The following is a 26,757-nucleotide window of genomic DNA, read 5'->3' as shown; positions in this document are numbered from 1 at the left end:
CGGAGCGGCGGGGGCCGGTGACGGCATCGGGGCCTCTCGTTCGGTGGAGGTACCGGCGGTCCGGCCATCCGGGTGGGTCACGAGGTGCGGCGCTCCTCGGCGGCGGGGCGTCCGGTGCCGGCCTGGCCCGCTTCCACCGCGCCGTCGATGCGGCTCAGCCATTCCGCGTCGACCCGGGCCGCCCGGCCGTACTCGTCGTGCCAGTTCCACCATTCGTACGGCGCGGCCTGCGGGTAGCCGTCCGGCGAGTCCTCCCAGCTCTCCTGCCGTCCGAGCGCGGTGATGTCGAGGAAGCTCCAGGTGTTGCCCAGCGCCTCGTCGCCCCGGGCGTTGACGAAGTAGGTGCGGTACACCGTCTCGCCGTCGCGGAGGAACGCGTTCGTGCCGTGCCATTCGTCCACCCCGAAGTCGGCGTCGAAGTCGCCGAGGATGGTGTACCAGGGGATCCGCCAGCCCATCCGGTTCTTGACCCGCTCGATGTCGGGTTGCGGTCCACGTGAGACGAACGCGAGCGTGGTGTCGCGGGCGTTCAGGTGCGCCAGATTGCCCACGTGGTCGGCCATCATCGAGCAGCCGAGGCAGGCGTGGTCGGGCCAGCCGTGGACGCCGGGTTCCAGGAACGCGCGGTAGACGATCAGCTGGCGGCGGCCCTCGAACAGGTCGAGCAGGCTCGCGCGGCCCGCCGGCCCGTCGAACTCGTACTGCTTGTGCACGGCCGTCCACGGCATCCGCCGGCGCTGGGCCGCCAGCGCGTCCCGGGCCCGGGTCAGCTCCTTCTCCTTGCCGAGCAGTTCCTGGCGTGCCTGCTCCCACTGCTGCGCCGACACGACCGGTGGTGTCCTCATCCGGGTACCTCTTCCTCGCTTCTCGGGCGCGTTCCTGGGCCGCGGTGGGCACCTCTGGCTCGCCCGCCGCGGGAGGAGGCCGCCCGGATCGTTCGGGCGGTCGTAGATACAGACAGCGGGATCGGGGCGAAGTGAGCGCCCGGCGACCGCCCAGTTCGCGGCCCGGCCGGTGTCCCGTGCCGGGGAGCCGGCCGCCGGCACCGCACCGCGGCCGGGTCGCTCGGTCCCCGCCGGATCGGCGGGCGCTGGCCGGAGTGGTGGCTACCGCGGGCTGAAGAGCCGGTCGAGGTGCTCGTCGATGGCGGTGAGCGCGTCGTGCGGCTCGATCACGTGCAGGTCCAGCAGCGTGCCGAAGCCGGTGAGGGCCAGGAGCAGGTCGGTCTCGACGGCCGGGTCGCGGTCCCGGGCGAGGTACCCGTCGGCGATCGCTTGCCGGATCAGCCCTTCGACCCCGGCTCTCCCGTCGCGCAGGCCGGCGCGGGCCCGGTCATGCAGCGCCGGGTCGTGCAGCGCCTCCAGGACGTAGGCGGTGCTCATCCGGCTGGTGGCACGGGCATCCGGGTGCAGGGGCAGCATCTCGGTCAGGGTGACTCGCAGCACGTCCCGTGGATGTGCCGGCTGGCCGAGACCGGCGAGTCCGGCGGCGACACGTTGGGCGGTCCGTTCCGCGGCGAAGTCCATCGCGAAGGTGAGCATCGCTGTCCGGTTCGAGAAGTAGTGCTGCAGCCGCCCGAGCGACACGCCTGCTTCGCTGGCCACCTCGCGCAGCGTCGCCCGGGCCAGGCCGCGCTGATCCACCACGCGCCAGAGGGCGCGCGCGATCTCCTCGCGACGTTCGCGGTGGTCGACCCTCTTCGGCATGTCACCTCGTCCCGTTGCCGATAGGGTAACAATACAACTGACTTGAAACCAGAGGGCGAGGATCGAGATGGCTGGCACGTCGGAGCACCCGGTCGTGCGGACGATGGCGGGCACCGTGGTGGGGCGGTGGCGTTCGGGGATGGCACAGTTTCGCGGTCTTCGCTACGCCCGGCCCCCGGTGGGCGATCTCCGCTTCGCCGCACCCGCACCGCCGGAGGCCTGGGACGGCACCCGGCAGGCCGTCGAGTTCGGGCCGCTGCCGCCGCAATCCGGGCCGGTGCAGGCGGCGTCGGAGCGCCAGACCGACTGGCTGACGCTGAACGTGTCCACCCCCGATCCCGGGGCGGCAGGCCTGCCCGTGCTGGTGTGGATCCCCGGCGGCGCCTACATCACCGGCGTGGGCAGCGATCCCAGCTACGACGCCGCGAGGCTGTGCGCCGCCGGGATCGTGGTGGTGACGCTCAACTACCGGGTCGGCGTCGAGGGGTTCGCCCACCTGCCGGGCGCCCCACCCAACCGCGGTCTGCTGGACCAGATCGCCGCGTTGCAGTGGGTGCGGCGCAACATCGAGCGGTTCGGTGGGAACCCCGCCCTGGTCACCGTGGCGGGCCAGTCCGCCGGAGCGGGTTCGATCGCAGCGCTGCTCACCATGCCATCGGCACGGGGGCTCTTCCGGCGGGCCATCACCCACTCGGTACCGGGCAACCACATCACCCCGGCGCTGGCCAGCCAGGTCACCGCCGCTCTCGCCGCCAGGCTGGGAACGGCACCCACCGCCACCGCGCTGAGCGCCGTCGACCCGTACCGGCTGGCCGACGAGCTCACCGCGCTCGACGCGGACCTGTCGGCCGACCGCGAGCGGTGGGGCCGCCTCGCCGCGCTGGGCGTGGCCGTCTGCCCCGAGATCGACGGTGACGTCCTCCCCGAGACCCCCTGGTCGGCGCTGCGTGGCGGCCGCGCGGACGGCATCGAACTCCTCGTCGGGCACACCCGCGACGAGTTCCGGCTCTTCTCCGTGATGGCCGGCCGGGCGCACACCTTCACCGACCAGGAGGCACAGGTCGCGCTCGACCTGTTCGCCCCCCAGCCGCACGGACCGCACGCCTACCGGACGGCCCGCCAGGGGGCCACCGCCAGCGAACTGCTGGAGACCGTCGAGTCCGACGCCCTGTTCCGGATGCCGTCCCTGCACCTCGCCCACGCCAACACCGCCGCGGGCGGCACGTCCCACCTGTTCGAGCTGTGCCTGGCCGCGACGGCGGCCGGCGGTGCCCTCGGGGCCTGTCACAGCCTGGACGTGCCCCTCGCCTTCGGCACCCTGGACAGCCCCGCCGGCAGGAGCGTGTTCGGCGATGCCCCCGGTGAGGCAGTCCGGCGGGTCTCCCGGGAACTCGGTGACGCGTGGGTCGGCTTCGTCACCACCGGCGACCCCGGATGGCCGGCACACCACCCGGACCAGGGCCTCACCCGCGTCCTGGACGTCGAGTCCGGCACCGTGCGCTACCCGGAACGGGTCTCGCAGCGGATCTGGGCGGGCCACCCGCCGACCCCGTTCGACGTCGCAGGCCCGGGCTCGGTACCCGCGAAGTGACGGACGCCGCGACGTGGACGGTTCCGGCCGCTCCCACACCTCGGCGAGGAGGGCGGGCGGGGTGGCGCGCGAACCACCGCAACCGGCCGCGATCCTCCCGGCCACGCCGCCGCGGGGTGAGGTGCGGGGGTGTTGTCGGTGGTGGCAGGCAGGATGACAGGCATGACGATGCCCGTTGCGCAGATTGTGGATGCCGCCGCCTACGCGCGGGCGGTCGAGGACGCCGTGCAGGCCGCGGCGGCCTACTACGCGGGCGGCGGCTCGCCGCTGGACGACGACGCGTACGACGTGCTGGTGCGGGGGATCGCGGCCTGGGAGGCCGCGCACCCCGACGAGGTGTCGCCCGACTCGCCGACCGGGAAGGTCGCCGGCGGTGCCGCCGAGGGCGACGTGCCGCACACCGTCGCCATGCTCAGCTTGGACAACGTGTTCTCGCCGGAGCAGTTCGAGGGGTGGGCGGCGTCGCTGTCGCGCCGGCTCGGCCACGACGCGGAACGTTTCAGCGTCGAGCCGAAGCTCGACGGGTTGGCGGTCGCCGCGCGGTACGTCCGGGGTCGGCTGACCCGGCTGATCACCCGCGGCGACGGGACGGCGGGCGAGGACGTCTCGCACGCGATCGGCACCGTCGAGGGCCTGCCGGCCGAGCTGGCCGCGCCGGTGACGGTGGAGGTGCGCGGCGAGGTGCTGATGACCGTCGCCCAGTTCGAACGGACCAACGAGGCGCGCGTCGCGCACGGCGGCCAGCCGTTCGCCAATCCGCGCAGCGCCGCGGCCGGCTCGCTGCGCGCCCGGGACCGCGCCTACCCCGCGACGATGACGTTCTTCTGCTACGGCCTGCTGCCGCTGCCGGACACCGACGACGCCCTCGCGGCGCGGCTGACCGACCTCGCGCACAGCGAGCTGATGGGCCGCGCCGCCGAGTTCGGGGTGCACACGACGGCCAGCACCCAGGTGCCCGGCGTCACGGCCGGCAGCACCGCGGAGGTCCTCGCCCGCGTCCAGCAGATCGCCGCGCTGCGGGCCGACCTGCCGTTCGGCATCGACGGCATCGTGATCAAGGCGGATCTCGCCGCCGACCAGCGGGCCGCGGGGTCGGGATCGCGGGCCCCGCGGTGGGCGATCGCGTACAAGCTGCCCGCCGTGGAGAAGATCACCCGGCTCGTCGAGGTGGAGTGGAACGTCGGCCGCACCGGCATCATCGCGCCGCGCGGCGTGCTGGAGCCGGTCGAGATCGACGGCGCCACCATCAGCTACGCGACGCTGCACAACCCGGCCGACATCACCCGCCGCGACCTGCGCCTCGGCGATCACGTGATGGTGCACCGCGCCGGTGATGTCATTCCCCGCATCGAAGCCCCGGTCGCGCACCTGCGCACCGGCGCCGAGCGGCAGATCGTGTTCCCGCAGGTGTGCCCCCGCTGCGGCTCCGCCATCGACACCAGCCAGGAACGCTGGCGCTGCGCGCAGGGCCGCAACTGCCACCTGGTCGCCTCGCTGTCGTACGCGGCGGGCCGGGACCAGCTCGACATCGAGGGTCTCGGCGGCACCCGGGTCGTGCAGCTGGTCGATGCCGGGCTGGTCGCCGACCTCGCCGACCTGTTCACCCTCACCCGCGACCAACTCCTCGACCTGGAACGGATGGGCGAGACCAGCGCCGACAACCTGCTCGCCGCGCTGGACGCGGCCAAGGCGCAGCCGCTGTCCCGGGTGCTGTGCGCGCTCGGCGTCCGCGGTACGGGGCGCTCGATGTCGCGCCGCATCGCCCGGTACTTCGCCACCATGGACGCGATCCGGGCCGCCGACGCCGAGGCACTGCAGCAGGTCGACGGGATCGGCGGGGAGAAGGCGCCGTCCATCGTCGCCGAGCTCGCCGAGCTGTCCCCGCTGATCGACAAGCTCGCCGCGGCCGGCGTGAACATGATCGAACCCGGCGCCGTCCCGCGGCCACCGGCCGCCGGATCCGATGACGACGGCGAGGCGACCGGCCCGGGTGCCGGGCCGCTGGCCGGGATGACCGTGGTGGTCACCGGCGCGATGAGCGGGCCGCTGGAGGCGTTGAGCCGCAACGAGATGAACGAACTGATCGAGCGGGCCGGTGGCCGCTCGTCGTCCAGCGTGTCCAAGAAGACCAGCCTGGTCGTGGCCGGCGGCAACGCCGGATCCAAGCGCGCCAGGGCCGAAACCCTCGGCATCCGCCTCGCCACACCGGACGAGTTCGCCGCGCTGGTCGCCGACCTGCTCGGCTGACCCGCCCGCGCGGTGGCGGTTCCGCGGCCCGGCGGGCCGCCGGCCGGCGAGCACCGCGCCGTACGGGGCCGCCCGCGTCCTAAGATCGGTGCAGGCAGGCGCGAGTCCGCGGCGCGCAACCGACCGAAGGTGGCAATGAGCGCAACCAGGCCCCGCTCGGCGGCGGAACAGGCGCACGAGTCGATCCGCGCCGGGATCGTGGACGGCACCTACCCGCCCGGCATGCTGCTGAGCGAGAACGACCTCGCCGCCGCGCTGGGCGTCAGCCGCACCCCGGTGCGTTCCGCGCTGGCCCGGTTGCGCGAGGACGGCTGGGTCACCATCTACCCGCAGCGCGGCGCGCTGGTCAACTCGCTGACCCCGCGCGAGCTCAAGGACCTCGCCGATGCGCGCCTCACCCTGGAGACCAGCGGCGTCAGCCGCACCGACGCGAGTCAACGGCAGACCATCGCCGACCAGCTGGAACGGCTGGTCGACCAGCAACGCAGGGCGCTGCAACGCCGCCGGGTCGGCGACTTCATCGAGCTGACCGTCAAGTTCCACAGCAGTTTCGTCGAAGCCGGCGACAACACCTACCTCATCGGGCTCAACCGCCGCCTGTCCGACCGGCAGCGACAGCTGCTGCACGCCCAGCAGGAGCACCTGCTTGCCCGCGCCGAGCACCTCATCGACGAGCATCAACAGCTCGTCGGCGCGCTCCGGCACGGTGACGTCGCCGCCTTCGCCGACACGCTGCGCCGGCACCTGACCGAGACGCACGGCCCGGTGCTCGGCCCCGCCTGAGACAGCCGCGGCATCGCCACCGGTGGCGGGTTCGGCGATGGTGCCCGGAACAGGGGACGCGGTGGCGCCCGGAACGCAGCTGTCCGTGCCGCGGGCCAGTCGAGCCTGCGGGTGGTTCCCGGAATGCGGCTACCGCGCGGCGGCAGGGGTTCGGGTCGGCCGTCGTTGCATCCGCCACAGCACCAGCCCGGCCAGCAGTACGGGCGCCACCAGCACCGCCGCGGCCGCGTTCAACCCGCCGAAGCCGAGCCGGCTGGTCAGCGGCCCTGCCAACCCCGCCGCGACCGCTGCCACCAGGTTCATCGTCGTGTCGGCCGTACCCTGCATGGCCGGCCGCAGCGACGGCTCCGTCGCGGCGCTCAGCATCGCCGACCCGGCCACCAGGCTGCACGACCAGCCCAGGCCCAGCAGGAACAGCCCGGCCATCGCCCACCCCATCGACCGGTGCCCCACGCCGGCCACGAGTACGGCGGCAAGGTAGGTCAGCTGCCCCAGCAGCATCACCCGGAACTGGCCGATCCGATCGGCCAGCCAGCCGACGACCGGTGCGAACGCGTACATGCCCAGTACGTGCGCCGTGATGGTGAACCCGACGACGGTCAGCGTCATGCCCTCGCCGGCGAGGCTGACCGGTGTCATCGTCATGACCGCACCCATCACGGTGTGCCCCAGCACCACCGTGACGAACGCGAAACCGGCCCGCGGCGAACGTCGCAGCTGCCGCCACACCGGCCGCGCCGCGGCGGTCGGCGACGTTCGCCCCGCGGTACCGGGTGCCCCTGCGGGTGTCGCCGCCGCGGGCTGCCGCCGCTGCGCCAGCAACAGTGGATCGGGGCGCAGCCCCACCCGCAGCAGTGCCGCCGCGGCCAGCGCGAACCCGGTCGACAACACGAACGCGCCCGCCAGCCGGGGCAGCCCCAGCGCGGCGGCGACGACCGCGCCGGGAGCGCCCAGGTTGGGGCCGATCATCGCGCCGACCGTCGTCGACCACACCACCGTCGACAACGCGCGGGCCCGGTGGTGCGGCAGCGCCAGATCGGCCGCCGCGTACCGGCCCTGCAGGTTCGTCGCGCTGCCCACCCCGAACAGCAGCATGCCCACGACCAGGAGCGGGACCGACGCCACCACCGCGGCCAGTACCAGCAGCGCACTGCCGGCCGCCGCGGCCAGCCACCCCGTGCTCAGCGCGGTACGGCGGCCGCGGCGCTGTGCGAGCAGCGCCAACGGCACCCCGACCAGGGCGGCGCCCAGCACCGACGAGGTGCGGGCCAACCCGGCGTACGACTCCGAGCGGGCGATCGACTCGGCCAGCAGGACGCCGATCGAGACCGAGGCGCCCACCCCGATTCCACCCACGATCTGCGCGGCGGCGAGCAGCCGCACGGTGCGCGACTGCGCCGCCCGTACCTCCGGCACCGACTGCCACGGCACCGTGTCCGCCGGCTGTGACGAGCCCACCCGCACCACCCTTACTAGGATCCCACTGGGATCCTAGTGTTCACCGTGGCGGCCGGCTCCGCACTGTCGCGTGAGCCACACTCGCGCCAGACCCTCCGACCGGTACGCGTGTCCCGGCACCGGGCACGCCCGCCGCGCCGGGACGTCGCCCACCGTGCCGGGACACCTGCCGCGCCGGGACGTCGCCAACCATGTCGGGACGTTCGCCGTGTCGGGGCGTGGGCCCGATCGCCGGTCGCGGTGTGGACACGGTCGGCCACCGCCGCTACCGTCGCGGGGACCACCGACCACCGACCACCGACCAGGACAGTCACGCGGGGTGCCGTTGACCGCTTCGAACTCCCTCCCGGACCCGCCGGCCGCGGCGTTCGACGCGCTCGTCGGCGGCGGTGTCGCACGCCGCGAGCTGGACCGGGGCGGTCGCTTCCTGCGCTGGCTGGAGGCCGGATCCGCGGCGCCGGCGGTCGTCTTCGAGACCGGCATCGGCTCGCCGTCGACCACCTGGGCTGTCGTCTTCGCCGCCCTCGCGCCGGACCATCGGGTGCTCGCCTACGACCGCGCGGGTTACGGCGCGAGCGACCCGGCGGCGGTCAGCCTCGACGGGCAGCTTGCCGACCTGATCGCGGTGGCCGAATCGGCGGGCCCGGAACCGTGCGTACTCGTCGGGCACAGTTGGGGTGGCCTGCTGGTGCAGTTGGCTGCGTGGCGGCGCCCCGACCTGGTCGCGGGCCTGGTGCTGGTCGACCCGTCCCACGAGAGCCTGTGGTTGCGGCCACCGGAGCCCGCGGCGGTGCGCGAGTGGGCCCGCTACTCCGACCCCGCGGCACCGCCGCGCGCCGATCCACGAAGCGCCGACGTGTCGAGCTCCGCCGAGGAACTGGACCGCGAGGTGGCGCGCGGTGCGAGCGACGATCCCGCCGTTCGCGCGCTGCTGCTCGACGCCGGGCGCTGGTACCTGGCGACCGACGAGCAACTGCGGATGCACCTCGACGAGTTCCCGATGGTGCTGCACCATCTCGACGAGCTCGCCGACCGGCGGCGTACCGCGGTCTGGCCGAAGGTTCCCGTGGTGACGCTGACCGCCACGAAGGGCCGGCCACCGCTGTACGTCCCGCCGGTGCTCGCTGCCCAGGAACAGCTCGCCGCCGTGGCGGGCGGCAGGCACGTCGTGGTACCGGACTCCGGGCACCACATCCACGTCGACCGGCCGGACCTGGTGATCCGCTCGATCCGCGACGTCTGTTGACCTGATCGAACAGCGGGCTTGCCGAAACCGGGCTGCCGCTGTCCTACCAGCCCGGCGAACGCTGGCAGTACGACCTCGCCCACGACCTGCTCGGCGTACTCGTCGCCCGGGCCGCCGGCCAGCCGTTCGCCGAGTTCCTGCACGAGCGGGTGCTGGACCCGCTGGGCATGGCAGAAACCGGCTTCCACGTTCCCGCCGACAGTATCGACCGGCTTCCCTCGGTCTACTTCCCGGACGGGACAGGGGAGTTCCCGGTGTGGGACGAAGCCGAGACCGGACGCTGGAGCAAGCCACCGGCCTTCCCCTCCGGAGCGGGCGGGCTGGTCTCCACTGTGGACGATTATCACAGTTACTTCCGGATGCTGCTCGACCATGGCAGCCACCGCGCGCGAGCGGATCCTGTCCCGGCCCGCGGTGGAGCTGATGACCACCAACCGCCTGACCCCGGAGCAGAACGCCGCCCGTACCGCGCTGGCCCGCGACAACGTGCACCTCAGCTTCGGGCAGGGACAGCACGGCGGTTGGGGCTTCGGGATGGGGGTACGCCTCGACCGCGGTGACTACGCGCCGCTCGGGCAGTTCGGCTGGGACGGCGGTACCGGCACCTCCGCCTACGCCGATCGGCAGAACGATCTGACCGGGGTCCTGCTCACCCAGGTCGGGCTGTGCTGCCCGGACCCGGCACAGCTGATCCACGACTTCTGGACCAGCGTCTACCAGGCCATCGACGACTGACCCTGCCGCTGCCGGTTCCGCCGTTCGTGCGGGGCCGGCGGCTCGGTGTCGTGACCGCCCGGACGCGGCGACCGACCGGCACCCCGGAGCCGAAGCAGATGGGCGGGCACGATCGACACGACGCGCGAACACCTTCACACGCTGCGCGACCGGTGAGCGAGGTCGCGGAACCGATTCCGGGCACGTGCCGGGCGGGACGCCTACCGGGCGGGGTCGGCCCGGCGGAGCGCGAAGACCGCGGCGTCGTCGGTGAGCCGGCGGCTTCCGATCATGGTGGTGACCGCGCTGGCGCAGGCCCGTGCCGCAGAGCTGGTGTCCAGCAGGCTGCACAGTTCGCCGATGCCGGAACTGATCGGGCGGTCGCGCCGTTCGATCAGCCCGTCGGTGTAGAGGCAGAGCAGGCCGGACGGCGGCAACGGCACCACGTGGGTGTGCCGTGCTCGGGGTACGCCCACGCCCAGCGGCAGGTCGGGGGTGACTCGCAGCAGGCGGCCGGTGCCGTCGGGACCGGCCAGTACCGGTGGCGGATGGCCGGCGAGGCTGATCCGGAAGCTGTCTCGGGATGGCGCGACGATCAGGTACGCGACGGTGGCGGTGACGCCCGGCTCGAAGTGCTGGATCTTGCGATCGAGTTTCGTCACGACCTCGGCGGGGTCGTCGTTGTCCAGCGCGTACGCGCGAAGGGCGCTGCGGAGCCGGCCCATGACCACCGCGGCGCGGAGGCCGTGCCCGACGACATCGCCGATCACGATGCCGAGAGCGCCGGAGTCGAGCGAGAACACGTCGTACCAGTCGCCGCTGACGCCGGTCTGCTCGCTGGGCAGGTAGCGCGCCGCCATCTCCAGGCCGGGAAGGTCCGGCAACCGACCGGGCAGCAGGCTTCGCTGCAACGTCTCCGCGGCGGTGTGTTCGAGCCGAGACCGGCGTGACTGGGCGGCCAGCGCGACCCGGTCGGCGACCATCTGCAGCAGCGCGACCTCCCCGTCGTCGAAGTCGCGGGGTCGAAGCAGCCGATGTGCAGCACCCCGATGACGTCACCGAAGCTGATCAGCGGAACCCCCAGCAGCGCGCGCAGTCCGGCGCTGCTCAGCGCGGGGTCGAGCACCGTGGTGGCGTCCACCCGGTCCAGGTAGACGGGGCTGCGGGAGGCGGCGACGCGGCCGGCGAATCCGGCGCCGACGGGCACCCGGGTCCCGTACCGCTTCTCGTCGGGCAACCCGCGACTCGCGGCGACGACGAGGTCGTCGGAGCCCCGGTCGAGCAGCAGGACCATCGCGGTCTCGGCGCCGAGCGCCTCACAGGTGCGCTCCAGCAGCTCGTCGAGCAGGTCCCGGAGGCTCAGCTCGGCCAGCGCGGAGTCGGTCAGCAGATCGATCGCTTCGAGTCTGGCCGCGTGCTCGTCGGGCTCTTCCAGAACCTGGCTCATCCTGCTCGCCTTCGTGCGGTGATGGCGTGCCGCGGCTGCCACCGGGCGGTTGGTTGTCGCATGGCAAAGATACCGAACCGCTCCGGTTGCTGCGGGGTGTCGGGTGGCCGTTTCGGGCCGAAACAGCCGCCGACGGTACCGGGTCCGGCGTCCGGCCGGTGCTGCGGGCGATGTGCGACGATGGAGGTATGGCGCTCACTCCAGAGATCGGCGACGAGGTGATCGCGGCCGTCGAGGAAGCCGGCCGGGTCTTCAGCGAACGGTTCGGCAGCGGCGTGCAGAGCCGGGACAGCCACCTGTCCGCGACCCAGCTGCGGGTGCTGGAGGCCATCGAGGAGTACGAGGCCCCGGTGGTCAGCACCCTGGCGGCCACCCTCGACATGGGCATGCCGTCGGTGAGTCGGGTCTGCGATCGCCTGGAGGCGTCCGGATGGGTGGCGCGGCAACCGGTCGACGACGATCGGCGGTTGATAGAGATAACTCTCACCGCCCGTGGTCGCCGGCTGCTCGGGGACGTGCGGCGGCAGCGGCGGAAGCTGATCGGTGAGGTCATGGCCCGGATGCCCGCGACCCAGCAGCAGGCCCTGCGTCGAGGGCTCGTTGCCTTCGCGGCGGCCGCGGGCACCAGCATCCGGGTCTCGGGCCGGAGTCGGCCGGCCTGACCCGGGTGCCCCGACGTGCCTCGGGGCGGCCCGGACGATCCCGGTTGTTTGTCGTGCGGCAATAGATACGCTAGCCTCTCCTGAACGGTCGCATCGAGTGTCCGCGCTTGGAACGACAGCTGCCAACCGTTGCGCCCACCCGGTCTCGGCGATGGCACTCGCGGCATCCGGCGTCCGCCGGGCGGCCCGCTCCGGGGGGTGTGGACCGCCCGGCGGCGACTTCTCGCGCCCTGACGGGCACATCTCAGGACACGACAGCGCGCGCAACCGATGGGTTCGGTGCTTCTGACGGCGGCGATCCGGCCCAACAGGCCGCATCGGTCGGTTCATGCCCAGCTCGGTCACTTTTGATTGTTGTCGGACAACCAAACACGTCGGCGCGTCGGAACCGGTCGCCGGCCCGGGGGTGGCTCGGTCAGCGTCCCCCGTAAGTGGAAGTCGGCGTGGGGCTGCGGGCGATCGCTGACCACGACCGGTCGAGTGCGGTGCTGGAGCCGGGCCTGCGACGCGTGCGCCGAGGTGTTCGCCGCCGGCGCCTGATTACCGAGGCGCCGGCGCGGGTATGTCCTGGTTCTGCCCGAACGCGTCGGTCCGATGGGAGGTCGCCCGTGCGGAACGCAACGATTCGCCGCGCTACGAAGGGATCGTGGTGCCGGCAGGTTCGCATCCCGGACACCGTCGAGTCGCAGGAGGTCGCCCGCGCCGCGGTACGCGACTGCGTACGGCACCGCACGATGGGTGACGTCGCCGCGCTGCGCGGGACGCTCATCGCCGCCGGGCTGGCCGCGGACATCCATCACGCGCACGCCGGGCCGGCGGTCCTCACCGTCCGGTGGCGGGAATACCGCCGCCACGGCGGGGTGCTGTCGCTCACGCTCGACAAGCCCGCGGCGAGCGCGTGGAGCATGCCGGAGCTGACCGAACTCACGCTCGATCTGATGGCCACCGACTGGGCCGCGGCCACCGGCGAACACACCTGCCGCGTCGACGCGCGCGTCGAGGACCCCGCCGCCTGACGCACCGGCGCGCCAGGCCCTGGTCCCGGTTCCCCGCGCCGTCGCGGTGATCCCCCCGCTGCCACGGCGCGGGCCGCCCCACCCGCCGGCCGTTCGCCCCCACTCGCCGGCGGGTGGGGCCCACCCCCGAGGTACCGGCAGATCCACAGCGGTGAAGGTTCTTTCCGTGGTGAAACTGTCCATCATGGACACCTCAGGCGGGAGGCGGGCCGGGTGGTGCAGAGGTGTCCCCCGGTACCCCGGCGGCGGGCCGGCATGCGACCCACCTTCGGGGGATTCGAACCCGTGCCGACGTGGGCATTCCGACCGCGTTGCGCGGTCTGGTGCCGGTTGAGGGCCCCAACTGTCACACTGTCGGTGACGGTACGGGGCCAGGGCGATGCACGGGTGCGCGCCGGGAGGCGACGACGTCACCGCCGCTGCCGGACGGCCGGTGCGCTGCCACGACCGGTTCCGGGCCGTGCGTCGAGGAGGGGTCGTGCGGACAGGTTTGGTTACCCGGATCGCGGTCGGTGGGGCGATTCTCGCCGTGATCGTCGGCGGTGTCTTCGCCGCGCAGGTCTTCGCGGTGGCGCGGCAACAGGAGACCGCCAGGCGCACGCTCCAGTCGCAGCACACGCTGGCCCTCGCCAGCGAACTGGAGGGGCTGGTCGTCGACATCGAGACCGGCGAACGAGGGTACCTGCTGACCGGACAGGAACGGTTCCTCGAACCGCTGGACGACGCCCGGGCGAGCTACGCGTCGATCGCCGCGGAGCTGCGCGACTCGGTCACCAGCCCGGCGCGGAAGCGCCAGGTCGAGCAGCTCCTGCAGGGCGTCAACTCGTACATCGACGAGTACTCGCTGCCGGTTCTCAGCGATGCGAAGTCGGGTCAGGCTTCGGCCCGCAGCACGGCCACGCTGGAGGACGGGAAGCGCCGCCTCGACGCCCTGCGCGACCAGTTCGAGCGCTTCTACGACACCGAACGGGCGGTCGAGGCCCGCCGCGCGCGCGAGTCGGAGGCGCTCGCCCGCTGGACGGTCGTGATGGGCGTTCTCGGCGCGGCCGGTTCGATCCTGGTGATCGGCGCGTACGTGCTCTACCTGCGACGCTTCTTCGTGCGACCGATCCAGCGCGCCGCGACGATGTCCAACCGGCTCGCCGGCGGCGACCTGTCCATTCGGATCGAGGAGAACGGCCCCGGCGAGGTCGGTGACCTGGAACGCTCGTTCAACACGATGGGCCGTTCTCTGGAACGCAATCGTGACGCACTGTCCGAGGTGATCGCCGAGCAGACGACGCTACGCCGGGTGGCGACCCTCGTCGCCCAGGGAACCCGGTCCGACGCGTTGTTCACCGCGGTGACCGAGGAGGTGGGCACGCTGTTCGATGCCCGGACGATCCGGCTCGTCCGGTTCGAGACCGACGGTTCGGTCACCGCGCTGGCGACCTGGCGCGCCACCGGGTCGGCCGGCTCGACGGACGCCGCGATCACCCGGGTGGCTCAGTCCGTGGCGGTCTCCGGGCGTCCGGTGCACCGGGAGGTGCCCGGCGAGGGCGACGGGGCCGCCGTCGCGGACGTCGGCTCCACGATCGGAGTGCCGATCCTGGTCGAGGGACGACCGTGGGGTGCGCTGGTTTCGGTGTCGCGGCAGCGTTCGGTGGGGGACACCGACCCCGAGGCCCGCTTCACCGAGTTCACGAGGTTGTTGGCGACCTCGATCGCCGACAGCCAGGCGCGGGCCGAACTGGTGGCCTCGCGACGGCGCATCGTGAGCGCGGTCGACGTCACCCGGCAGCACATCGAACGCGAACTCCACGACAGCTTCCAGCGCAAGCTGATCCAGCTGTCCTTCGACCTGAGGGTGGCCGAGTCCGACGCACCGGCGGAGTGGCGCTGGCTGCGGGCCGAGGTCGGCCGGGCCGCGGACGAGCTGGACGAACTCGTCGACCAGCTCATCGAGATCTCGCTCGGCATCCACCCGGAGATCCTCACCGAGGAGGGCCTGACGGCCGCGTTGCGGGCGCTGGCCCGGCGCAGCCGGCCACCCGTCGACCTGGATCTGAAGCTCACGTCCCGGCTGTCGGCGGAGGTGGAAGCCACCGCGTACTACGTCGTCGCGGAGGCGCTGGACAATGCGGCCCGGCATGCGCACGCGTCGGCGATCAGCGTGGCCGTCGGCAACGACGACGGCCGGCTCGGCATCGTCGTCCGCGACGACGGTGCCGGCGGGGCGGACCCGTCCCGGGGTACCGGGCTCACCGGCCTGATCGATCGGGTCGAGGCGCTCGGTGGCGGGCTGGTCATCTCGAGCCCGCCCGGCCTGGGAACCTCCGTGTCGGCCTGGATCCCGATCGGTGTCGAGGAACCGTGACCCCGAACGAGCGCGGCCCGGAACGTCGGCGGAACCGCCCCGTTCGCAACGGTTCCGCGAGCTGCGCGGGCGGCTCTCGCCGTACCGCGGCTCAGCCCTGCTCGCCGAGGTAGAAGGTCGTCGTGCGGTGCCCGGCCCCGGTGGCGTCCTGCTCCGGTGTGCCGGCGCGTACCGAGGCCGTGGTCCACCGTTCGCTGGCGGCCCGGACGAACTGCCGCCCCGGTTCGGCCTGGACGAAGGACGCCGGATCAGCCGGGCGGTCCTGCCCCGCGACGAGGTGCAGGGACAGCCCGAGCAGCGCGAGATCCCAGCCGACCCCGGTCGCGCCCGGCCCGAACTGCGTCCAGAACGGGGAGTCGGCGGCGCCGGTGTGTTCGTGTTCGAGGGTGAGCCGGGCCCGGTCCCCGTCGGGCTCGACGCGTACCGTCAGCTGGCTGGTGTCGCCGGCGAACTCCCACGTCACGGTGAACCGTTGCGGTGGGGTGCAGGACACCACCTCGCCGGAGGCGTTGCCCTCCACCTGGTAGTGGCCACCCTGCCGCAGATCGCCGGTGACCGGCGCGAACCAGCGTGCCAGCCGGTCCGGCCGGGTGCAGGCCTGCCACAGGTCGTCGACCGTCGTGGGGAAGCACTGGCTGATGGTCTGCACCGTGCGCTGCTGGGTCTCGTCTCGTTCGATGGTGAGTTCGCGGCTCACCTCGTCGGGCTGGGCGGCGATGATGCGGTCGGGTTCGTCGGTCATGATTCCTCCTCGTCGTGGGTGGGTGTGCGGGTGTCGCCGTCGCGCCGGGCCTTCTTGCCGCGGGCGATCTCGGTTGCCAGCGCGTCCAGCCGCGGGGCCCAGAACCGCCGGAACGGGTCGAGCCAGTCGTCGACGGTGCGCAGCGGAGCCGCGTCCAGCGAGTAGAGCCGGCGCGTTCCTTCGGTGCGGACGCCGAGGAAGCCGGACTCCCGGAGGACTTTGAGGTGCTGGGACACCGCCGGCTGGCTGATGCCGAACCGGTCGCGGACCGCGCGGACGATGTCGCCGGCCCGCAGTTCGCCGGCGGTCAGCAGTTCGAGGATGTACCGGCGGACCGGGTCGCCGAGGATGTCGAACGCGTGCACGCCTCGATTATAAGGGCCTGCTTATATAAGTCAACACTGATCACTGTCCGGCGAGTACGTGGCTCGGCGCGGTGAGCCGCCGGGTCAGCGGGTCACCAGCAGGGCGCTGCCGAGCGGGCGGGAGACGACCGGGCGCGCCGGCCTGCCGCGGCGCGCGCGGTGCGGCCGTCCCGGTCAGCCGGCGCGGCCCTTCAGCACGCACTGCTGTACCACCGGGTCGGGCTTCAACCCCACCGCCACCGTCGACGACGCCCGACGCCGGGAGACGGTGAACCCGTAGTCGCCGGACACCCGCTTGCCGGGCGCCACGACCTGATTCGGCAGCCCCTGCCCAGCGCGCCCCGATCGTCGCCGGTGGCCGGGGCCTGCGCGCCACCCAGCCACAGCTGCATCGTCAGCCCGCCGGTGGCGAAGCCCTTCGGGGTGTGGTTGACCACCCGGACCGCCACCACGTATCCGGCCTGCCCGGCAGGCGCGTCCCGGTCGCGCCGCGTCACCGACAGCACCGTCACCTGCAACCCGCCGTACCAGGTGCACTCCTGGCCGATCGACCGGACCAGCGCCGACCGATCCGGCCCCGACGGCGCCGGGGCCGGCGAGGACGCGCTGCCTCCGGCCTGCCGGGAGTGCGCGCAGGAGCCCAGCATCGTGACGGCGACCAGGGCCGCGCCCACCACGCTCACGAGTCGGGCGGCACGAGTTCCGTGGCGCCTCGTCTGCTTCATACCGAATCCAGGACGTGTGCCGTCGGACCACCGTCCGCTGTGCACCCGAGAGTACGACCGGCCGCGGCTGCGCGGCTCGCGGGCACCGGATCGGTGACCGACGTCCGGCGGGTCGCCGCCACCCCGCCCGCCGGTCAGGACGCGACCGCGCCGCCGTGGCCGGCAAGGGCGACCACGCCGGGCGGCCGGCCAGGGCCGGGCCCGCGCCGCGGTGGCCGGCCAGGGCGGGCCCGCGACGCGGTGAACGGCCAGGGCGGGCCCGCGCCCGCCGGTCGCTGCGGTGCCATCCGGCGTGGTCGCCGTTGCCGCCCCGCCCGCCGGCCGGACTGCCGCCGCGGTCCCGCCCACCCCGCCGACCTGGTGACATCGCCGAGTTTCGTCGGCCGATCCCGGCCGGCCGGCGCGACCGCCGATGCAGGCTGGGTGGCGGGGGTGAGCACAGTGCAGATTCGGGTCGGTGACCGGGTGTTCGATCGGGACGACCATCAGCGGCGCGGGGACCTGTGTGCCACCCGCGGGACCGTGATCGCGTTCCTGCCCGACCAGTTGGCCGTGATCGACTGGGACCATGCCGGTACCGACTCGCATCCGGTGGCCGAGCTGGAGCGCATCGCCTCGCCGCACCGGTAACCGGGCGGTCGATCCGGTCGTCAGGGCTGGCCGAAGGTGCGCCGGTAGGCGCCGGGCGTGGTGCCCAGGTACGCGCGGAAGCGGCGGCGCAGGTTGACCGCCGAGGTGAGCCCGACGCGGGTGGCGATGGTCTCGACCGGCAGGTCGGTCTGCTCCAGCATGACCCGGGCGGCGTCGAGGCGTTGCCGGAGCAGCCACTTTCCCGGGCTGGTGCCGAGCTGTTCGGTGAACCGGCGGGCGAGGGACCGGCTGGACAGTCCGGCGCGTTCGGCCAGCCGGTCGAGGGCAGCGGGGCGTCGAGCCGGGAGGTGGCCCACTCCAGCAGCGGCGCCAGCGACTCGTCCGGGCGGGCCGGGACGGGTTGGTCGGCGTACTGGCGTTGGCTGCCCTCCCGGTGGGGCGGCAGCACCATGTTCCGGGCGATCCGGGCGGCGTATGCCGCACCGTGGTCGGCACGTACCAGGTGCAGGCACAGGTCGATGCCCGCGCCCGAGCCCGCGCTGGTGGCGACGTCGCCGTGATCCACGTAGAGCACGTCCCGGTCCAGTTCCACCCGCGGGAAGGCGGCGGCGAGTTCGTCCGTGTGGCGCCAGTGGGTGGTGGCGCGGCGGCCGTCGAGGAGCCCGGCCCGGGCGAGTACGAACGCTCCGGTACAGATGGCGACGATTCGCGCGCCGCGCCGGTGCGCGGCGCGGATCGACTCGACGACGGCCGGCGGCGCCGGGGTAGCTGGTGGCTGCCAGCCCGGGACGACGACGGTGTCCGCCTCCGCCACGGCCGTCAGCCCGGCGTCGACGAGCATCCGGAAGCCGGCGGTGGTCGGCAGCGGGCCGGGGTGCTCGGCGCAGATCCGGAACTCGTACCGGGCCGGCGTTCCCGGCGGGACGGTGCCGAACACCTCGGCGGCGCAGGCGAGTTCGAACGGGGGCTGGGGCGGGTTGAGCAGGGCCACCACCCGATGCGCGCTCATGGCAGGAATATACCCACGGGTGTCTTTCCAGACTCTCGGCGGCGACGCCGGCACCGGACACAGTGGGGTCATGAGCGCAACCATCGGAACGCGAGTGTCCAGGGCCGAGGTCCGGGTGGACGGCGAGACGGCCAGCTACCTGACCGTGCCGCAGGACGGCCTGCCCCTGTTGCTGCTGCACGGAACGTACTGGAGCCGGGTCTGGCTGCCGGTGCTCGACCAGCTCGCCGACGCCGGGCTGCGGCCCCTCGCGGTCGATCTCCCCGGGCTGGGGCGCTCGGGCGGTGAGCTCACCGCGGCGACCGCCACGGTCCCCGCGCTTGCCGACTGGGTGGCGCGATTCGCGTCCTCGGCCGGGCTTGCCGGGCCGGTCGCCGTGGCCGGTCACGACATCGGCGGCGCGATCGCCCAGCACCTGCTGGTGCACGATCGGCTGCGGGTGACCCGGTTGGCCCTGGTCAACTCGGTTCTCTACGACTCCTGGCCGGCGCCCCACGTGGCCCGGTTCCGGGACTTGGGAAGTACCGCCGACGACGTGCTCGCCGCCCGCCGGGAGGCGGTGGCGCGGTCGCTGGCCGGCGCGGCCACCGAACAGCGGGTCGCCGAGTACGTGGACCCCTGGACCGAGGCGCGGGTCCGCCGTTCCTGGCTGGCGCTGGCGGCGGCGGCCGACCACCGCTACACGCTCGACCTGGTTCCCGCGTTGCGGCGGTCGGCGGTCCCCAAGCTGCTGATCTGGGGTGAGGACGACGCACACGAGCGGGTCGAGTACGCCGAGCGGTTCGCGTCGGAGATGCCGTACACCAGGCTGGTGCGCGTACCGGGTGCGGACCACATCCCGACGGAGAACGCGCCCGATCGGATCGGCCGCACGCTCGGGCGCTTCTTCGCGCCGTAGTACCGCCCGGCTTGCCGAGGGGTTCGACAGGTGTCAACGTAGAAGGATGTCGAAGCAACTCCCGGTGCTGACCGACGACGCCGCCGGCTGCTGCGCGCCGATCGCGCAGCTGCCGCTGCCCGCCGAGCACGCCGCTCGGCTGGCCCGGGCGTACAAGGCGCTGGGTGATCCGGTGCGGCTGCAACTGCTGTCGCTGATCGCCTCGCACCCCGGCGGCGAGGCCTGCGTGTGCGACATCACCGCCCCGTTCGACCTGACCGGGCCGACGATCTCGCACCACCTGAAGGTGCTGCGGGAGGCCGGCCTGATTCTCGGCGAACGCCGCGGCACCTGGGTGTACTACCGGCCGGTCCGGGCGGCGATCACCGAGTTGTCCGCCCTGCTGGTGCTGCCGGAGGCCGATCCCGCCCGCGCGTGAGGCGACCGGTCCCGACCGTCCACGTCGACACCGCGCCCAGCACGATCCCGCCCGCGCGTGCGGCGACCGGTCCGGGGCCGCCCGGGGTGTCGCGGCGACCGCGACCGAGGGCGTCGCGCCGGAGATCGGAGCCGCCGTCCGATCGTTCATCTGCTCGTTGCTTGACGCCGGGGGCCGCCCGGCGTTTACATCAACCCATGCTGATATCAACCGGGCCTGATGTGATCCGGCTGCTGGCCGATCCGCTCCGCGCCCGGATCGTGGAACTGCTGGCCGACGGCGCCCTGTGCACCTGCCACCTGGTCGAGGAGACCGGCGCCAAGCAGCCGCTGGTGTCCCACCACCTGCGCGCCCTGCGGGACGCCGGCCTGGTCGAGCGGGAGCCGCACGGCAGGTTCACCTACTACCGGCTGCGGCCGGAGCTGCTGCGGGCCGGTGCGAGCCGGCTCACCGCACTCGCCGAGCAGGCGGTACGCAACGCCGGCGTACGGCGGGAATGCTGATGGGCGCCGCGGACACCGCCGCGCCCGGCGACCAGGCGGTCGTCGCCCGGCTGTCCCGGCTCGACCGGTTCCTGCCGCTGTGGATCCTGCTCGCGATGGCCGCCGGGCTCGGGCTGGGCCGGCTGATCCCCGGCCTCGACAGCGCGCTGAACGCGGTGCGGATCGGCGACGTGTCGCTGCCCATCGCGGCCGGCCTGCTGATCATGATGTACCCGGTGCTGGCCAAGGTCCGCTACGACCGGCTCGACACCGTCACCCGCGATCGCCGGCTGCTGATCCCCTCGCTGCTGTTGAACTGGATCGTCGGCCCGGTGGTGATGTTCACGCTGGCCTGGCTGCTGCTGCCGGACCTGCCCGCCTACCGCACCGGGCTGATCATCGTCGGGCTGGCCCGCTGCATCGCCATGGTGATCATCTGGAACGACCTGGCCTGCGGTGACCGGGAAGCCGCCGCCGTGCTGGTCGCCCTCAACTCGGTGTTCCAGGTCGTCGCGTTCGGGCTGCTCGGCTGGTTCTACCTCACCGTGCTGCCCGGCTGGCTCGGCCTGCCCGCCACCGACCTGCACTTCTCCGTCTGGTCCATCGCCCGCTCGGTACTGGTCTTCCTCGGCATCCCGCTGATCGCCGGTTTTCTCACCCGCCGGCTCGGTGAACGCGCCAGGGGCCGCGACTGGTACGAGAGCCGGCTGCTGCCCCGGCTCGGGCCGTTCGCGCTCTACGGGCTGCTGTTCACCATCGTGATCCTGTTCGCCCTGCAGGGCGACGCGATCACCCGCCGGCCCGTCGACGTCGCCCGGATCGCGCTGCCGCTGCTGATCTACTTCGCGGTCATGTGGGCCGGCTCGTTCGCGCTCGGCCGCGCCGTCCGGCTGCCGTACGAGCGGACCGCGACGCTGGCGTTCACCGCCGCCGGCAACAACTTCGAACTGGCCATCGCGGTGGCCATCGGTACCTTCGGTGTCACCTCCGGTCAGGCGCTGGCCGGCGTGGTCGGCCCGCTGATCGAGGTGCCCGCCCTGGTCGGGCTGGTCTACGTGTCGCTGTGGCTGCGCCGCCGGCTGCAACCCGGAACCGCCACGCCGGCAGCGTCGGGTGGCCTGTCGTGACCGGCCGGTCAGGCGATCGCACCAGCGCCGCAGGCGCCGGCCAGGAAGGCGCCCGGGGCGCCGGCCCGGAGGTCGGCCGCGCCGGGGGGACCGGCCCGGAAACCGGCGGCGCCGCCGGCGGACCGACCACAACGCCGAGAACCCGAGGAGCCGTCGTGCCCACCACGCCGGAAGTGCTGTTCGTCTGCGTCCACAACGCCGGCCGCTCCCAGATGGCCGCCGCGCTGCTGCACCATCACGCCCGGGGCCGGGTCACCGTCCGTTCCGCCGGCTCCGCACCCGCCGACACCATCAACCCGGCCGTGGTCGAGGCGATGGCCGAGATCGGCCTCGACCTCACCCGCGAGTTCCCCAAACCGCTGACCACCGAAGCGGTCCGGGCCGCCGACGCGGTCGTCACCATGGGCTGCGGTGACGCCTGCCCGGTGTTCCCGGGCAAGCGCTACCTCGACTGGGAACTGCCCGACCCCGCCGGCAAGCCCGTCGACCAGGTCCGTCCCATCCGGGACGAGATCGACCGGCGCGTGCAGGACCTGCTGGCCGAACTGACCGCGACCGAACGCTGACCGGCTGCGCCGTCGTCCGGGGCGGGGGTGCGCCGATCACCGGTCGGCAACCGACGTCCTGGCGGGTGCCGGCCCTGCCGTGCGGTCCGCCCGGCCCTGCCGTGCGGTCCGCCCGGCGCCGCCGAGCGCGGTCAGCGGGCGGCGCGGCGCCTTCGGGCGAGCACGGTGGCGACCAGCGCGCCGGCCGCGAACGCCAGCACGTAGCCGGCCGCGCGCCGGACCAGCGCGCGGGCGCCCGTCACCTCGAACAGGTCGATCGGCGTCGCCTCGTGGGTGACCGTGGTCGTCTCGGGTGCCGGCGCCGTGACGGGTGCCGGTGCGCCGGCCGGGCTCTCCGTCGGTGGGCTCGCCGGCGGCGGCGCCGGGCGCAGCTGCTGGCCCAGGCAGTCCGCGAACTGGTCCAGCAGCCGGGCGCTCACGTCGGCCAGCATGCCCCGGCCGAACTGCGCCGGCCGGCCGGTGACGGTCAGGTCGGTGACCACGTCGACCCGGGTCCCGTCGCCCTCGGCGGCCAGCGTGGCGGTGATGGTGGCGGCGGCCGTACCCGGCCCGCGGGTCTCCCGGCCGGACGCCTCCAGCACCGCCCGGTGCGCCGCGTCGTCCCGCTCGCCGATCCGAACCTTGCCCTTGTACGTCAGCGAGATCGGGCCCAGCTTGACCTTGACCGTACCGGTGAAGTCGTCGCCGTCGGCACCGGTCAGGGTGGCGCCCGGCAGGCACGGTGCGATCGCCGGCAGGTCGAGCAGCCGGGTCCACGCGTCGTCGACCGGTGCCGGCACGGTGAACGTGTTCGTCAGCTCCATCGTCACACTCCGGTCGCGGCGGTCAGGGCCCGGCGGGTCAACACCCGGGCCAGGTGGGCGCGGTAGTCGGCGGCACCGTTCACGTCGTCCGCCGGTTCGGTGCCCTCGGCGGCGTGGCCGGCGGCGGCGGCGACCGCGCCGGTGTCCCCGGCGGTACCGGTGAGTGCCTGCTCGACGGCCGTCGCCCGCACCGGCCGGCGGGCCATGCTGGTCAGCGCGACCCGGGTGTCGGTGACGCCGCCGTCGGAGCGGCGTACCAGGGCGGCGACGGCGACGATCGCCCAGGCCTGCGCCATCCGGTTGAACTTCTCGTACCGGTAGCCCCAGCCGGCGGTGTCCGGGACCCGGACCTCGGCGAGGATCTCGTCCGGGGCGAGCGCGGTGGTCAGGTAGTCGACGAAGAAGTCGGCGGCGGCGATCTCGCGCCGGCCGTGCGGTCCGAACGCGACCATGGTGGCGTCCAGCGCGCAGGCCACCGCGGGCAGGTCGCCGGCCGGGTCGGCGTGCGACAGCGAACCGCCGAACGTACCGAGGTGGCGTACCTGCCGGTCGCCGACGGTCGCGGTGGCCGCGGCGATCAGCGGCGCGTGCTCGGCGATCCGCCGGTCGTGCAGGATCTCGTCGTGCGTGGTCATCGCGCCGATGGCCAGCTCGCCGTCGGCGACCCGCACGCCGTGCAACGACTCGACGTCGCGCAGGTCGACCAGGGTGCTGGGGGCCGCGAGGCGCAGCCGCAGCACCGGCAGCAGGCTCTGCCCGCCGGCGATCACCTTGGCGTCCGGGTCGGCGGCCAGCACCGCCACCGCGTCCTCCACTGTGGACGGTCGTGCGTAGTCGAAGGCGACCGGAATCATCACGCACCTCCCCGCGCCTCGGACAGGGCACGCCAGACGTGTTCCGGCGTGCACGGCATCGGCACGTCCCGCACCCCGAACGGGCGGAGCGCGTCGACCACCGCGTTCACCACCGCCGGCGTCGAGGCGATCGTGCCGGCCTCGCCGACCCCCTTGACCCCCAACGGGTTCGTCGTCGACGGCGTCTCGGTACGGTCCAGCGTGAACGCGGGCAGGTCGACGGCGCTCGGCGGCGTGTAGTCGACCATCGTGCCGGTGATCAGGTTGCCGTCGGCGTCGTACCGGGCCACCTCGTGCAGCGCCTGCGCGATGCCCTGCGCCAGCCCGCCGTGTACCTGACCTTCGACGATCATCGGGTTCACCACGGTGCCGACGTCGTCGACCGCCACGTAGCTGCGGATCGTGACCCGGCCGGTCTCGGTGTCCACCTCGGCCGCGCACAGGTGGGTGCCGTGCGGGAACGAGAAGTCGTCGGGTTCCAGGACGAAGTCGGCCGACAGCGTCGGCTCGAACCCGTCCGGCATCGAGTGCGCGGCGAACGCGGCGAACGCGACCTCCTGGATCGACTTCGTCGCGCCGGGCGTACCGCGCACCGCGAAGCTGCCGCCGGAGAACTCCAGGTCGTCCTCGGAGACCTCCAGCAGGTGCGCGGCGAGCGTCTTCGCCTTGCCCAGCACCCGCTGCGCGGCGCGCCACACCGCGACGCCGCCCACCGCCAGCGACCGCGACCCGTACGTGTCCAGCCCCGCCGGGGCCGCCGCCGTGTCGCCGTGGATCACCTCGACGTCGTCGAACGGTACGCCCAGGGTGTCGGCGACGAGCTGGCTGAACGTGGTGACGTGGCCCTGCCCGTGCGGGCTGGTACCGACCACCGCCTCGACCTTCCCGGTCGGCAGGATCCGCACCGTGGCCGCCTCCCAGCCGCCGCCGGCGTAGCCGCGATCACCGAGCCAGCGGGACGGGGCGAGGCCGCACATCTCGGTGTAGGTGGAGATGCCGATGCCGAGCTGCACCGGGTCCTGCGTCTCGCGCCGGCGGGCCTGCTCGGCGCGCATCCCGTCGTAGTCGAACAGCTCGGTGGCCCGCGCCGTCGCCGCCTCGTAGTTGCCGGAATCGTAGGTCAGGCCGGCGATCTGGTCGTACGGGAACTCGTCGTGGCCGATCCAGTTGCGCCGCCGCATCTCCAGCGGGTCGACGGACAGCTCCGCGGCCAGCTCGTCGAGCATCCGCTCGATCGCGAACGTCGCCTCCGGCCGCCCGGCACCGCGGTACGCGTCGGTCGGCGTCTTGTCGGTGAACACGCCGGTGCAGCCGAACCGGTACGCGTCCATCTTGTAGATGCCGGGGAACATCGCCCGCCCCAGCAACGGGATCGCGGGTGTCAGCAACTGCAGGTACGCGCCCATGTCGGCGAGCAGGTCGACCCGCAGGCCGCGGATCCGCCCGTCGGCGTCGGCGGCCAGCTCCAGGTCCTGGATCTGGTCCCGGCCGTGGATGGTCGCCTGGAACGCCTCGCTGCGGGTCTCGGTCCACTTCACCGGCCGGCCGAGCTTGCCGGCCAGCACGAACGCCAGCAGCTCCTCGGCGTAGATGTCGAGCTTGGAGCCGAACCCGCCGCCGACATCCGGCGCGATGACCCGGATCCGGGATTCCGGTACCCCGCTGAGCAGCGCCAGGAACAGCCGGACGAAGTGCGGGATCTGGGTCGCCGACCACACGGTGTACTCGCCGGTCGCCGGCACCGGCGCCACCAGCACGGCGCGCGGCTCCATCGCGCACGGCACCAACCGCTGCTGCACGAACCGGCGCCGGACCCGGACCGGCGCGTCCGCGAACGCCGCGTCGACGTCGCCGAACGTGTCGGAGTACCGGAAGCACACGTTCGTACCGGCGTCCTGGTGCACCAGCGGTGCGCCGTCGGCCATCGCCTGCTCCATGTCGAGCACCACCGGCAGCGGCTCGTACTCGACCTCGATCGCGTCGAGCGCGTCGACCGCGTGCGCCCGGGTGTCGGCGACGACCACCGCGATCGCGTCGCCGACGTACCGGGCCTCGTCGGTGGCGAGCGGCTTGTGCTCGGGCGCCACCCAGTCCGGGGTGACCTGCCACGCGGACGGCAACCCGGCCAGCTCGTCGGCCAGGTCGGCGCCGCTGTACGCGGCGACCACGCCGGGCTCGTGCCGGGCGGGGCTGGCGTCGACCCGGATCCGGGCGTGCGCCATCGGGCTGCGCAGCAGCGCCGCGTGCACGGTGCCGGGCAGTTGGATGTTGTCGGTCCAGGTGGTCTGGCCGGTGATCAGGTGCGCGTCTTCCTTCCGCCGCCGGGCGGTACCGACCTCGCGGTCGCGGGTGGCGGTCATGACGCACCCCGCAGTTCCGCCGCGGCGTCGCGGACCGCGGCGACGATGTTCTGGTACCCGGTGCACCGGCACAGGTTGCCTTCCAGGCCCTCGCGGACCTGCCGCTCGTCCGGGTCGGGCACCTCGTTCAGCAGGTCCACCGCGGCCATGATCATCCCTGGCGTGCAGTAGCCGCACTGCAGGGCGTGCCGCTCGTGGAACGCCTTCTGCACCGGGTGCAGTTCGCCGTTGGCGAGCCCCTGGATGGTGGTCACCTCGGCGCCGTCGGCCTGCACGGCGAGCAGCGCGCAGCTCTTGACCGCCCGGCCGTCGACCAGCACGGTGCAGGCGCCGCAGTTGCTGGTGTCGCAGCCGACCGGGGTGCCGGTGCGACCGCGCTGCTCGCGCAGGTACTGCACCAGCAGGGTTCTCGGTTCGACCTCGTCGACGGCTTCGGCCCCGTCGACGGTCACGCTGATCCGGGTCATCGGCCCTCCCGACCGTCGGGTCAGCCCCGGCGCTGTCCGCCGGAGCCGGCCGGCCTTCGAGCCCCGTACCGCGTGGGTCGGGGCCATCTCCAGACGCTACGTACTCAGTTGATCGCGCAGCGCC

General features: G+C 73.4%; 26 protein-coding genes and 2 pseudogenes. 14 read left to right on the top strand and 14 right to left on the bottom strand.

Annotated elements, in window-relative coordinates:
- Positions 1-188: 188 nt before the first annotated feature.
- Together Athai_RS29975 and Athai_RS29970 are read right to left on the bottom strand one after the other, a co-directional pair.
- Positions 189-845 (bottom strand): annotated as a pseudogene (locus Athai_RS29975) (DUF899 domain-containing protein); the annotation flags it as partial.
- A 261-nt stretch (positions 846-1,106) separates the two neighbouring features.
- The gene (locus tag Athai_RS29970; protein WP_203964587.1) at positions 1,107-1,706 is read right to left on the bottom strand and encodes a TetR/AcrR family transcriptional regulator; all 600 of its coding nucleotides are present in this window, start codon (positions 1,704-1,706) and stop codon (positions 1,107-1,109) included.
- 67 nt (positions 1,707-1,773) lie between these two features.
- On the opposite strand from Athai_RS29970, the gene Athai_RS29965 reads away from it, so the two are divergent.
- The 3 genes from Athai_RS29965 to Athai_RS29955 all read left to right on the top strand — a co-directional run bounded on the left by Athai_RS29965 (position 1,774) and on the right by Athai_RS29955 (position 6,327).
- Positions 1,774-3,297, top strand: coding sequence for a carboxylesterase/lipase family protein (locus Athai_RS29965; RefSeq protein ID WP_203964586.1), 1,524 nt, complete (start codon positions 1,774-1,776; stop codon positions 3,295-3,297).
- Positions 3,298-3,459: 162 nt separating this feature from the next.
- Positions 3,460-5,544, top strand: a complete 2,085-nt coding sequence (gene ligA, locus Athai_RS29960; protein WP_239157256.1) for an NAD-dependent DNA ligase LigA — start codon at positions 3,460-3,462, stop codon at positions 5,542-5,544.
- A 135-nt stretch (positions 5,545-5,679) separates the two neighbouring features.
- Positions 5,680-6,327, top strand: a complete 648-nt coding sequence (locus Athai_RS29955) for a GntR family transcriptional regulator (protein ID WP_203964585.1) — start codon at positions 5,680-5,682, stop codon at positions 6,325-6,327.
- A gap of 129 nt (positions 6,328-6,456) precedes the next feature.
- On the opposite strand, the gene Athai_RS29950 is transcribed toward Athai_RS29955, so the two are convergent.
- Complete coding sequence (locus Athai_RS29950; RefSeq protein ID WP_203964584.1) at positions 6,457-7,785, bottom strand: MFS transporter; 1,329 nt, start codon at positions 7,783-7,785, stop codon at positions 6,457-6,459.
- A 319-nt stretch (positions 7,786-8,104) separates the two neighbouring features.
- On the opposite strand from Athai_RS29950, the gene Athai_RS29945 reads away from it, so the two are divergent.
- Positions 8,105-9,031, top strand: a complete 927-nt coding sequence (locus tag Athai_RS29945) for an alpha/beta fold hydrolase (RefSeq protein WP_203964583.1) — start codon at positions 8,105-8,107, stop codon at positions 9,029-9,031.
- 32 nt (positions 9,032-9,063) lie between these two features.
- The gene (locus Athai_RS29940; RefSeq protein ID WP_338028191.1) at positions 9,064-9,591 is read left to right on the top strand and encodes a serine hydrolase domain-containing protein; all 528 of its coding nucleotides are present in this window, start codon (positions 9,064-9,066) and stop codon (positions 9,589-9,591) included.
- A gap of 375 nt (positions 9,592-9,966) precedes the next feature.
- On the opposite strand, the gene Athai_RS34585 is transcribed toward Athai_RS29940, so the two are convergent.
- Positions 9,967-10,605 (bottom strand): PP2C family protein-serine/threonine phosphatase, encoded by a 639-nt coding sequence (locus Athai_RS34585; protein ID WP_239157493.1) that lies wholly within the window; start codon positions 10,603-10,605, stop codon positions 9,967-9,969.
- Positions 10,512-11,192: a GAF domain-containing protein gene (locus Athai_RS34580; protein ID WP_239157255.1), complete on the bottom strand. Its 681-nt coding sequence runs from the start codon at positions 11,190-11,192 to the stop codon at positions 10,512-10,514. Before Athai_RS34580 ends, Athai_RS34585 begins: the two co-directional genes overlap by 94 nt.
- A 188-nt stretch (positions 11,193-11,380) precedes the next feature.
- Here Athai_RS34580 and Athai_RS29930 point away from each other — a divergent pair, with 188 nt between their 5' ends.
- The 3 genes from Athai_RS29930 to Athai_RS29920 all read left to right on the top strand — a co-directional run bounded on the left by Athai_RS29930 (position 11,381) and on the right by Athai_RS29920 (position 15,226).
- Entirely contained in the window at positions 11,381-11,854 is a 474-nt protein-coding gene (locus Athai_RS29930) for a MarR family winged helix-turn-helix transcriptional regulator (RefSeq protein WP_203964581.1), read from the top strand.
- A gap of 608 nt (positions 11,855-12,462) precedes the next feature.
- On the top strand, positions 12,463-12,870 hold the full coding sequence (locus tag Athai_RS29925) for a hypothetical protein (protein WP_203964580.1): 408 nt from the start codon (positions 12,463-12,465) through the stop codon (positions 12,868-12,870).
- Between the two features lie 478 nt (positions 12,871-13,348).
- Complete coding sequence (locus Athai_RS29920; RefSeq protein WP_203964579.1) at positions 13,349-15,226, top strand: CHASE3 domain-containing protein; 1,878 nt, start codon at positions 13,349-13,351, stop codon at positions 15,224-15,226.
- Between the two features lie 91 nt (positions 15,227-15,317).
- On the opposite strand, the gene Athai_RS29915 is transcribed toward Athai_RS29920, so the two are convergent.
- The 3 genes from Athai_RS29915 to Athai_RS29905 form a co-directional block, all read right to left on the bottom strand.
- Entirely contained in the window at positions 15,318-15,968 is a 651-nt protein-coding gene (locus Athai_RS29915) for an SRPBCC domain-containing protein (RefSeq protein WP_203964578.1), read from the bottom strand.
- A complete protein-coding gene (locus Athai_RS29910) occupies positions 15,965-16,333 on the bottom strand; it encodes an ArsR/SmtB family transcription factor (RefSeq protein ID WP_203964577.1) in 369 nt (122 codons plus the stop codon). The genes Athai_RS29915 and Athai_RS29910 overlap by 4 nt, the downstream gene beginning before the upstream one ends.
- A gap of 224 nt (positions 16,334-16,557) precedes the next feature.
- Positions 16,558-17,010: a hypothetical protein gene (locus tag Athai_RS29905; protein ID WP_203964576.1), complete on the bottom strand. Its 453-nt coding sequence runs from the start codon at positions 17,008-17,010 to the stop codon at positions 16,558-16,560.
- Between the two features lie 480 nt (positions 17,011-17,490).
- On the opposite strand from Athai_RS29905, the gene Athai_RS29900 reads away from it, so the two are divergent.
- A complete protein-coding gene (locus Athai_RS29900; RefSeq protein ID WP_203964575.1) occupies positions 17,491-17,688 on the top strand; it encodes a hypothetical protein in 198 nt (65 codons plus the stop codon).
- Between the two features lie 20 nt (positions 17,689-17,708).
- Here Athai_RS29900 and Athai_RS34575 read toward each other — a convergent pair whose 3' ends face one another.
- Both Athai_RS34575 and Athai_RS34570 read right to left on the bottom strand, forming a co-directional pair.
- Positions 17,709-18,005, bottom strand: a complete 297-nt coding sequence (locus Athai_RS34575; protein ID WP_239157254.1) for a helix-turn-helix domain-containing protein — start codon at positions 18,003-18,005, stop codon at positions 17,709-17,711.
- 197 nt (positions 18,006-18,202) lie between these two features.
- A pseudogene (locus tag Athai_RS34570) lies at positions 18,203-18,490 on the bottom strand (DJ-1/PfpI family protein); the annotation flags it as partial.
- Positions 18,491-18,728: 238 nt separating this feature from the next.
- On the opposite strand from Athai_RS34570, the gene Athai_RS29890 reads away from it, so the two are divergent.
- The 5 genes from Athai_RS29890 (at position 18,729) to Athai_RS29870 (ending at position 22,149) form a co-directional block, all read left to right on the top strand.
- Positions 18,729-19,556 carry an alpha/beta fold hydrolase gene (locus Athai_RS29890; protein WP_203964574.1) on the top strand — a complete coding sequence of 276 codons (828 nt, stop codon included), beginning with the start codon at positions 18,729-18,731 and terminating at the stop codon, positions 19,554-19,556.
- Positions 19,557-19,602: 46 nt separating this feature from the next.
- Positions 19,603-19,974: an ArsR/SmtB family transcription factor gene (locus Athai_RS29885; protein WP_203964573.1), complete on the top strand. Its 372-nt coding sequence runs from the start codon at positions 19,603-19,605 to the stop codon at positions 19,972-19,974.
- 197 nt (positions 19,975-20,171) lie between these two features.
- Positions 20,172-20,477, top strand: a complete 306-nt coding sequence (locus Athai_RS29880) for an ArsR/SmtB family transcription factor (protein ID WP_203964572.1) — start codon at positions 20,172-20,174, stop codon at positions 20,475-20,477.
- Positions 20,477-21,583, top strand: a complete 1,107-nt coding sequence (arsB, locus tag Athai_RS29875; RefSeq protein ID WP_203964571.1) for an ACR3 family arsenite efflux transporter — start codon at positions 20,477-20,479, stop codon at positions 21,581-21,583. The genes Athai_RS29880 and arsB overlap by 1 nt, the downstream gene beginning before the upstream one ends.
- A 155-nt stretch (positions 21,584-21,738) precedes the next feature.
- The gene (locus Athai_RS29870) at positions 21,739-22,149 is read left to right on the top strand and encodes an arsenate reductase ArsC (RefSeq protein WP_203964570.1); all 411 of its coding nucleotides are present in this window, start codon (positions 21,739-21,741) and stop codon (positions 22,147-22,149) included.
- Positions 22,150-22,280: 131 nt separating this feature from the next.
- Here the strand turns inward: Athai_RS29870 and Athai_RS29865 are convergent, their stop codons facing one another.
- From Athai_RS29865 to Athai_RS29850, 4 genes are read right to left on the bottom strand one after another with little or no spacing between them, the layout of a single operon-like run.
- Positions 22,281-22,952, bottom strand: a complete 672-nt coding sequence (locus tag Athai_RS29865; RefSeq protein WP_203964569.1) for an SRPBCC family protein — start codon at positions 22,950-22,952, stop codon at positions 22,281-22,283.
- 2 nt (positions 22,953-22,954) lie between these two features.
- A complete protein-coding gene (locus Athai_RS29860; RefSeq protein WP_203964568.1) occupies positions 22,955-23,806 on the bottom strand; it encodes an FAD binding domain-containing protein in 852 nt (283 codons plus the stop codon).
- Complete coding sequence (locus tag Athai_RS29855) at positions 23,806-26,166, bottom strand: xanthine dehydrogenase family protein molybdopterin-binding subunit (protein WP_203964567.1); 2,361 nt, start codon at positions 26,164-26,166, stop codon at positions 23,806-23,808. Before Athai_RS29855 ends, Athai_RS29860 begins: the two co-directional genes overlap by 1 nt.
- The gene (locus tag Athai_RS29850; protein ID WP_203964566.1) at positions 26,163-26,633 is read right to left on the bottom strand and encodes a (2Fe-2S)-binding protein; all 471 of its coding nucleotides are present in this window, start codon (positions 26,631-26,633) and stop codon (positions 26,163-26,165) included. The genes Athai_RS29855 and Athai_RS29850 overlap by 4 nt, the downstream gene beginning before the upstream one ends.
- Positions 26,634-26,757: the final 124 nt, after the last annotated feature.

The sequence above is a fragment of the Actinocatenispora thailandica genome, assembly GCF_016865425.1.
Lineage (GTDB): Bacteria > Actinomycetota > Actinomycetes > Mycobacteriales > Micromonosporaceae > Actinocatenispora > Actinocatenispora thailandica.
This window is presented reverse-complemented; position numbering and strand designations above follow the sequence as displayed.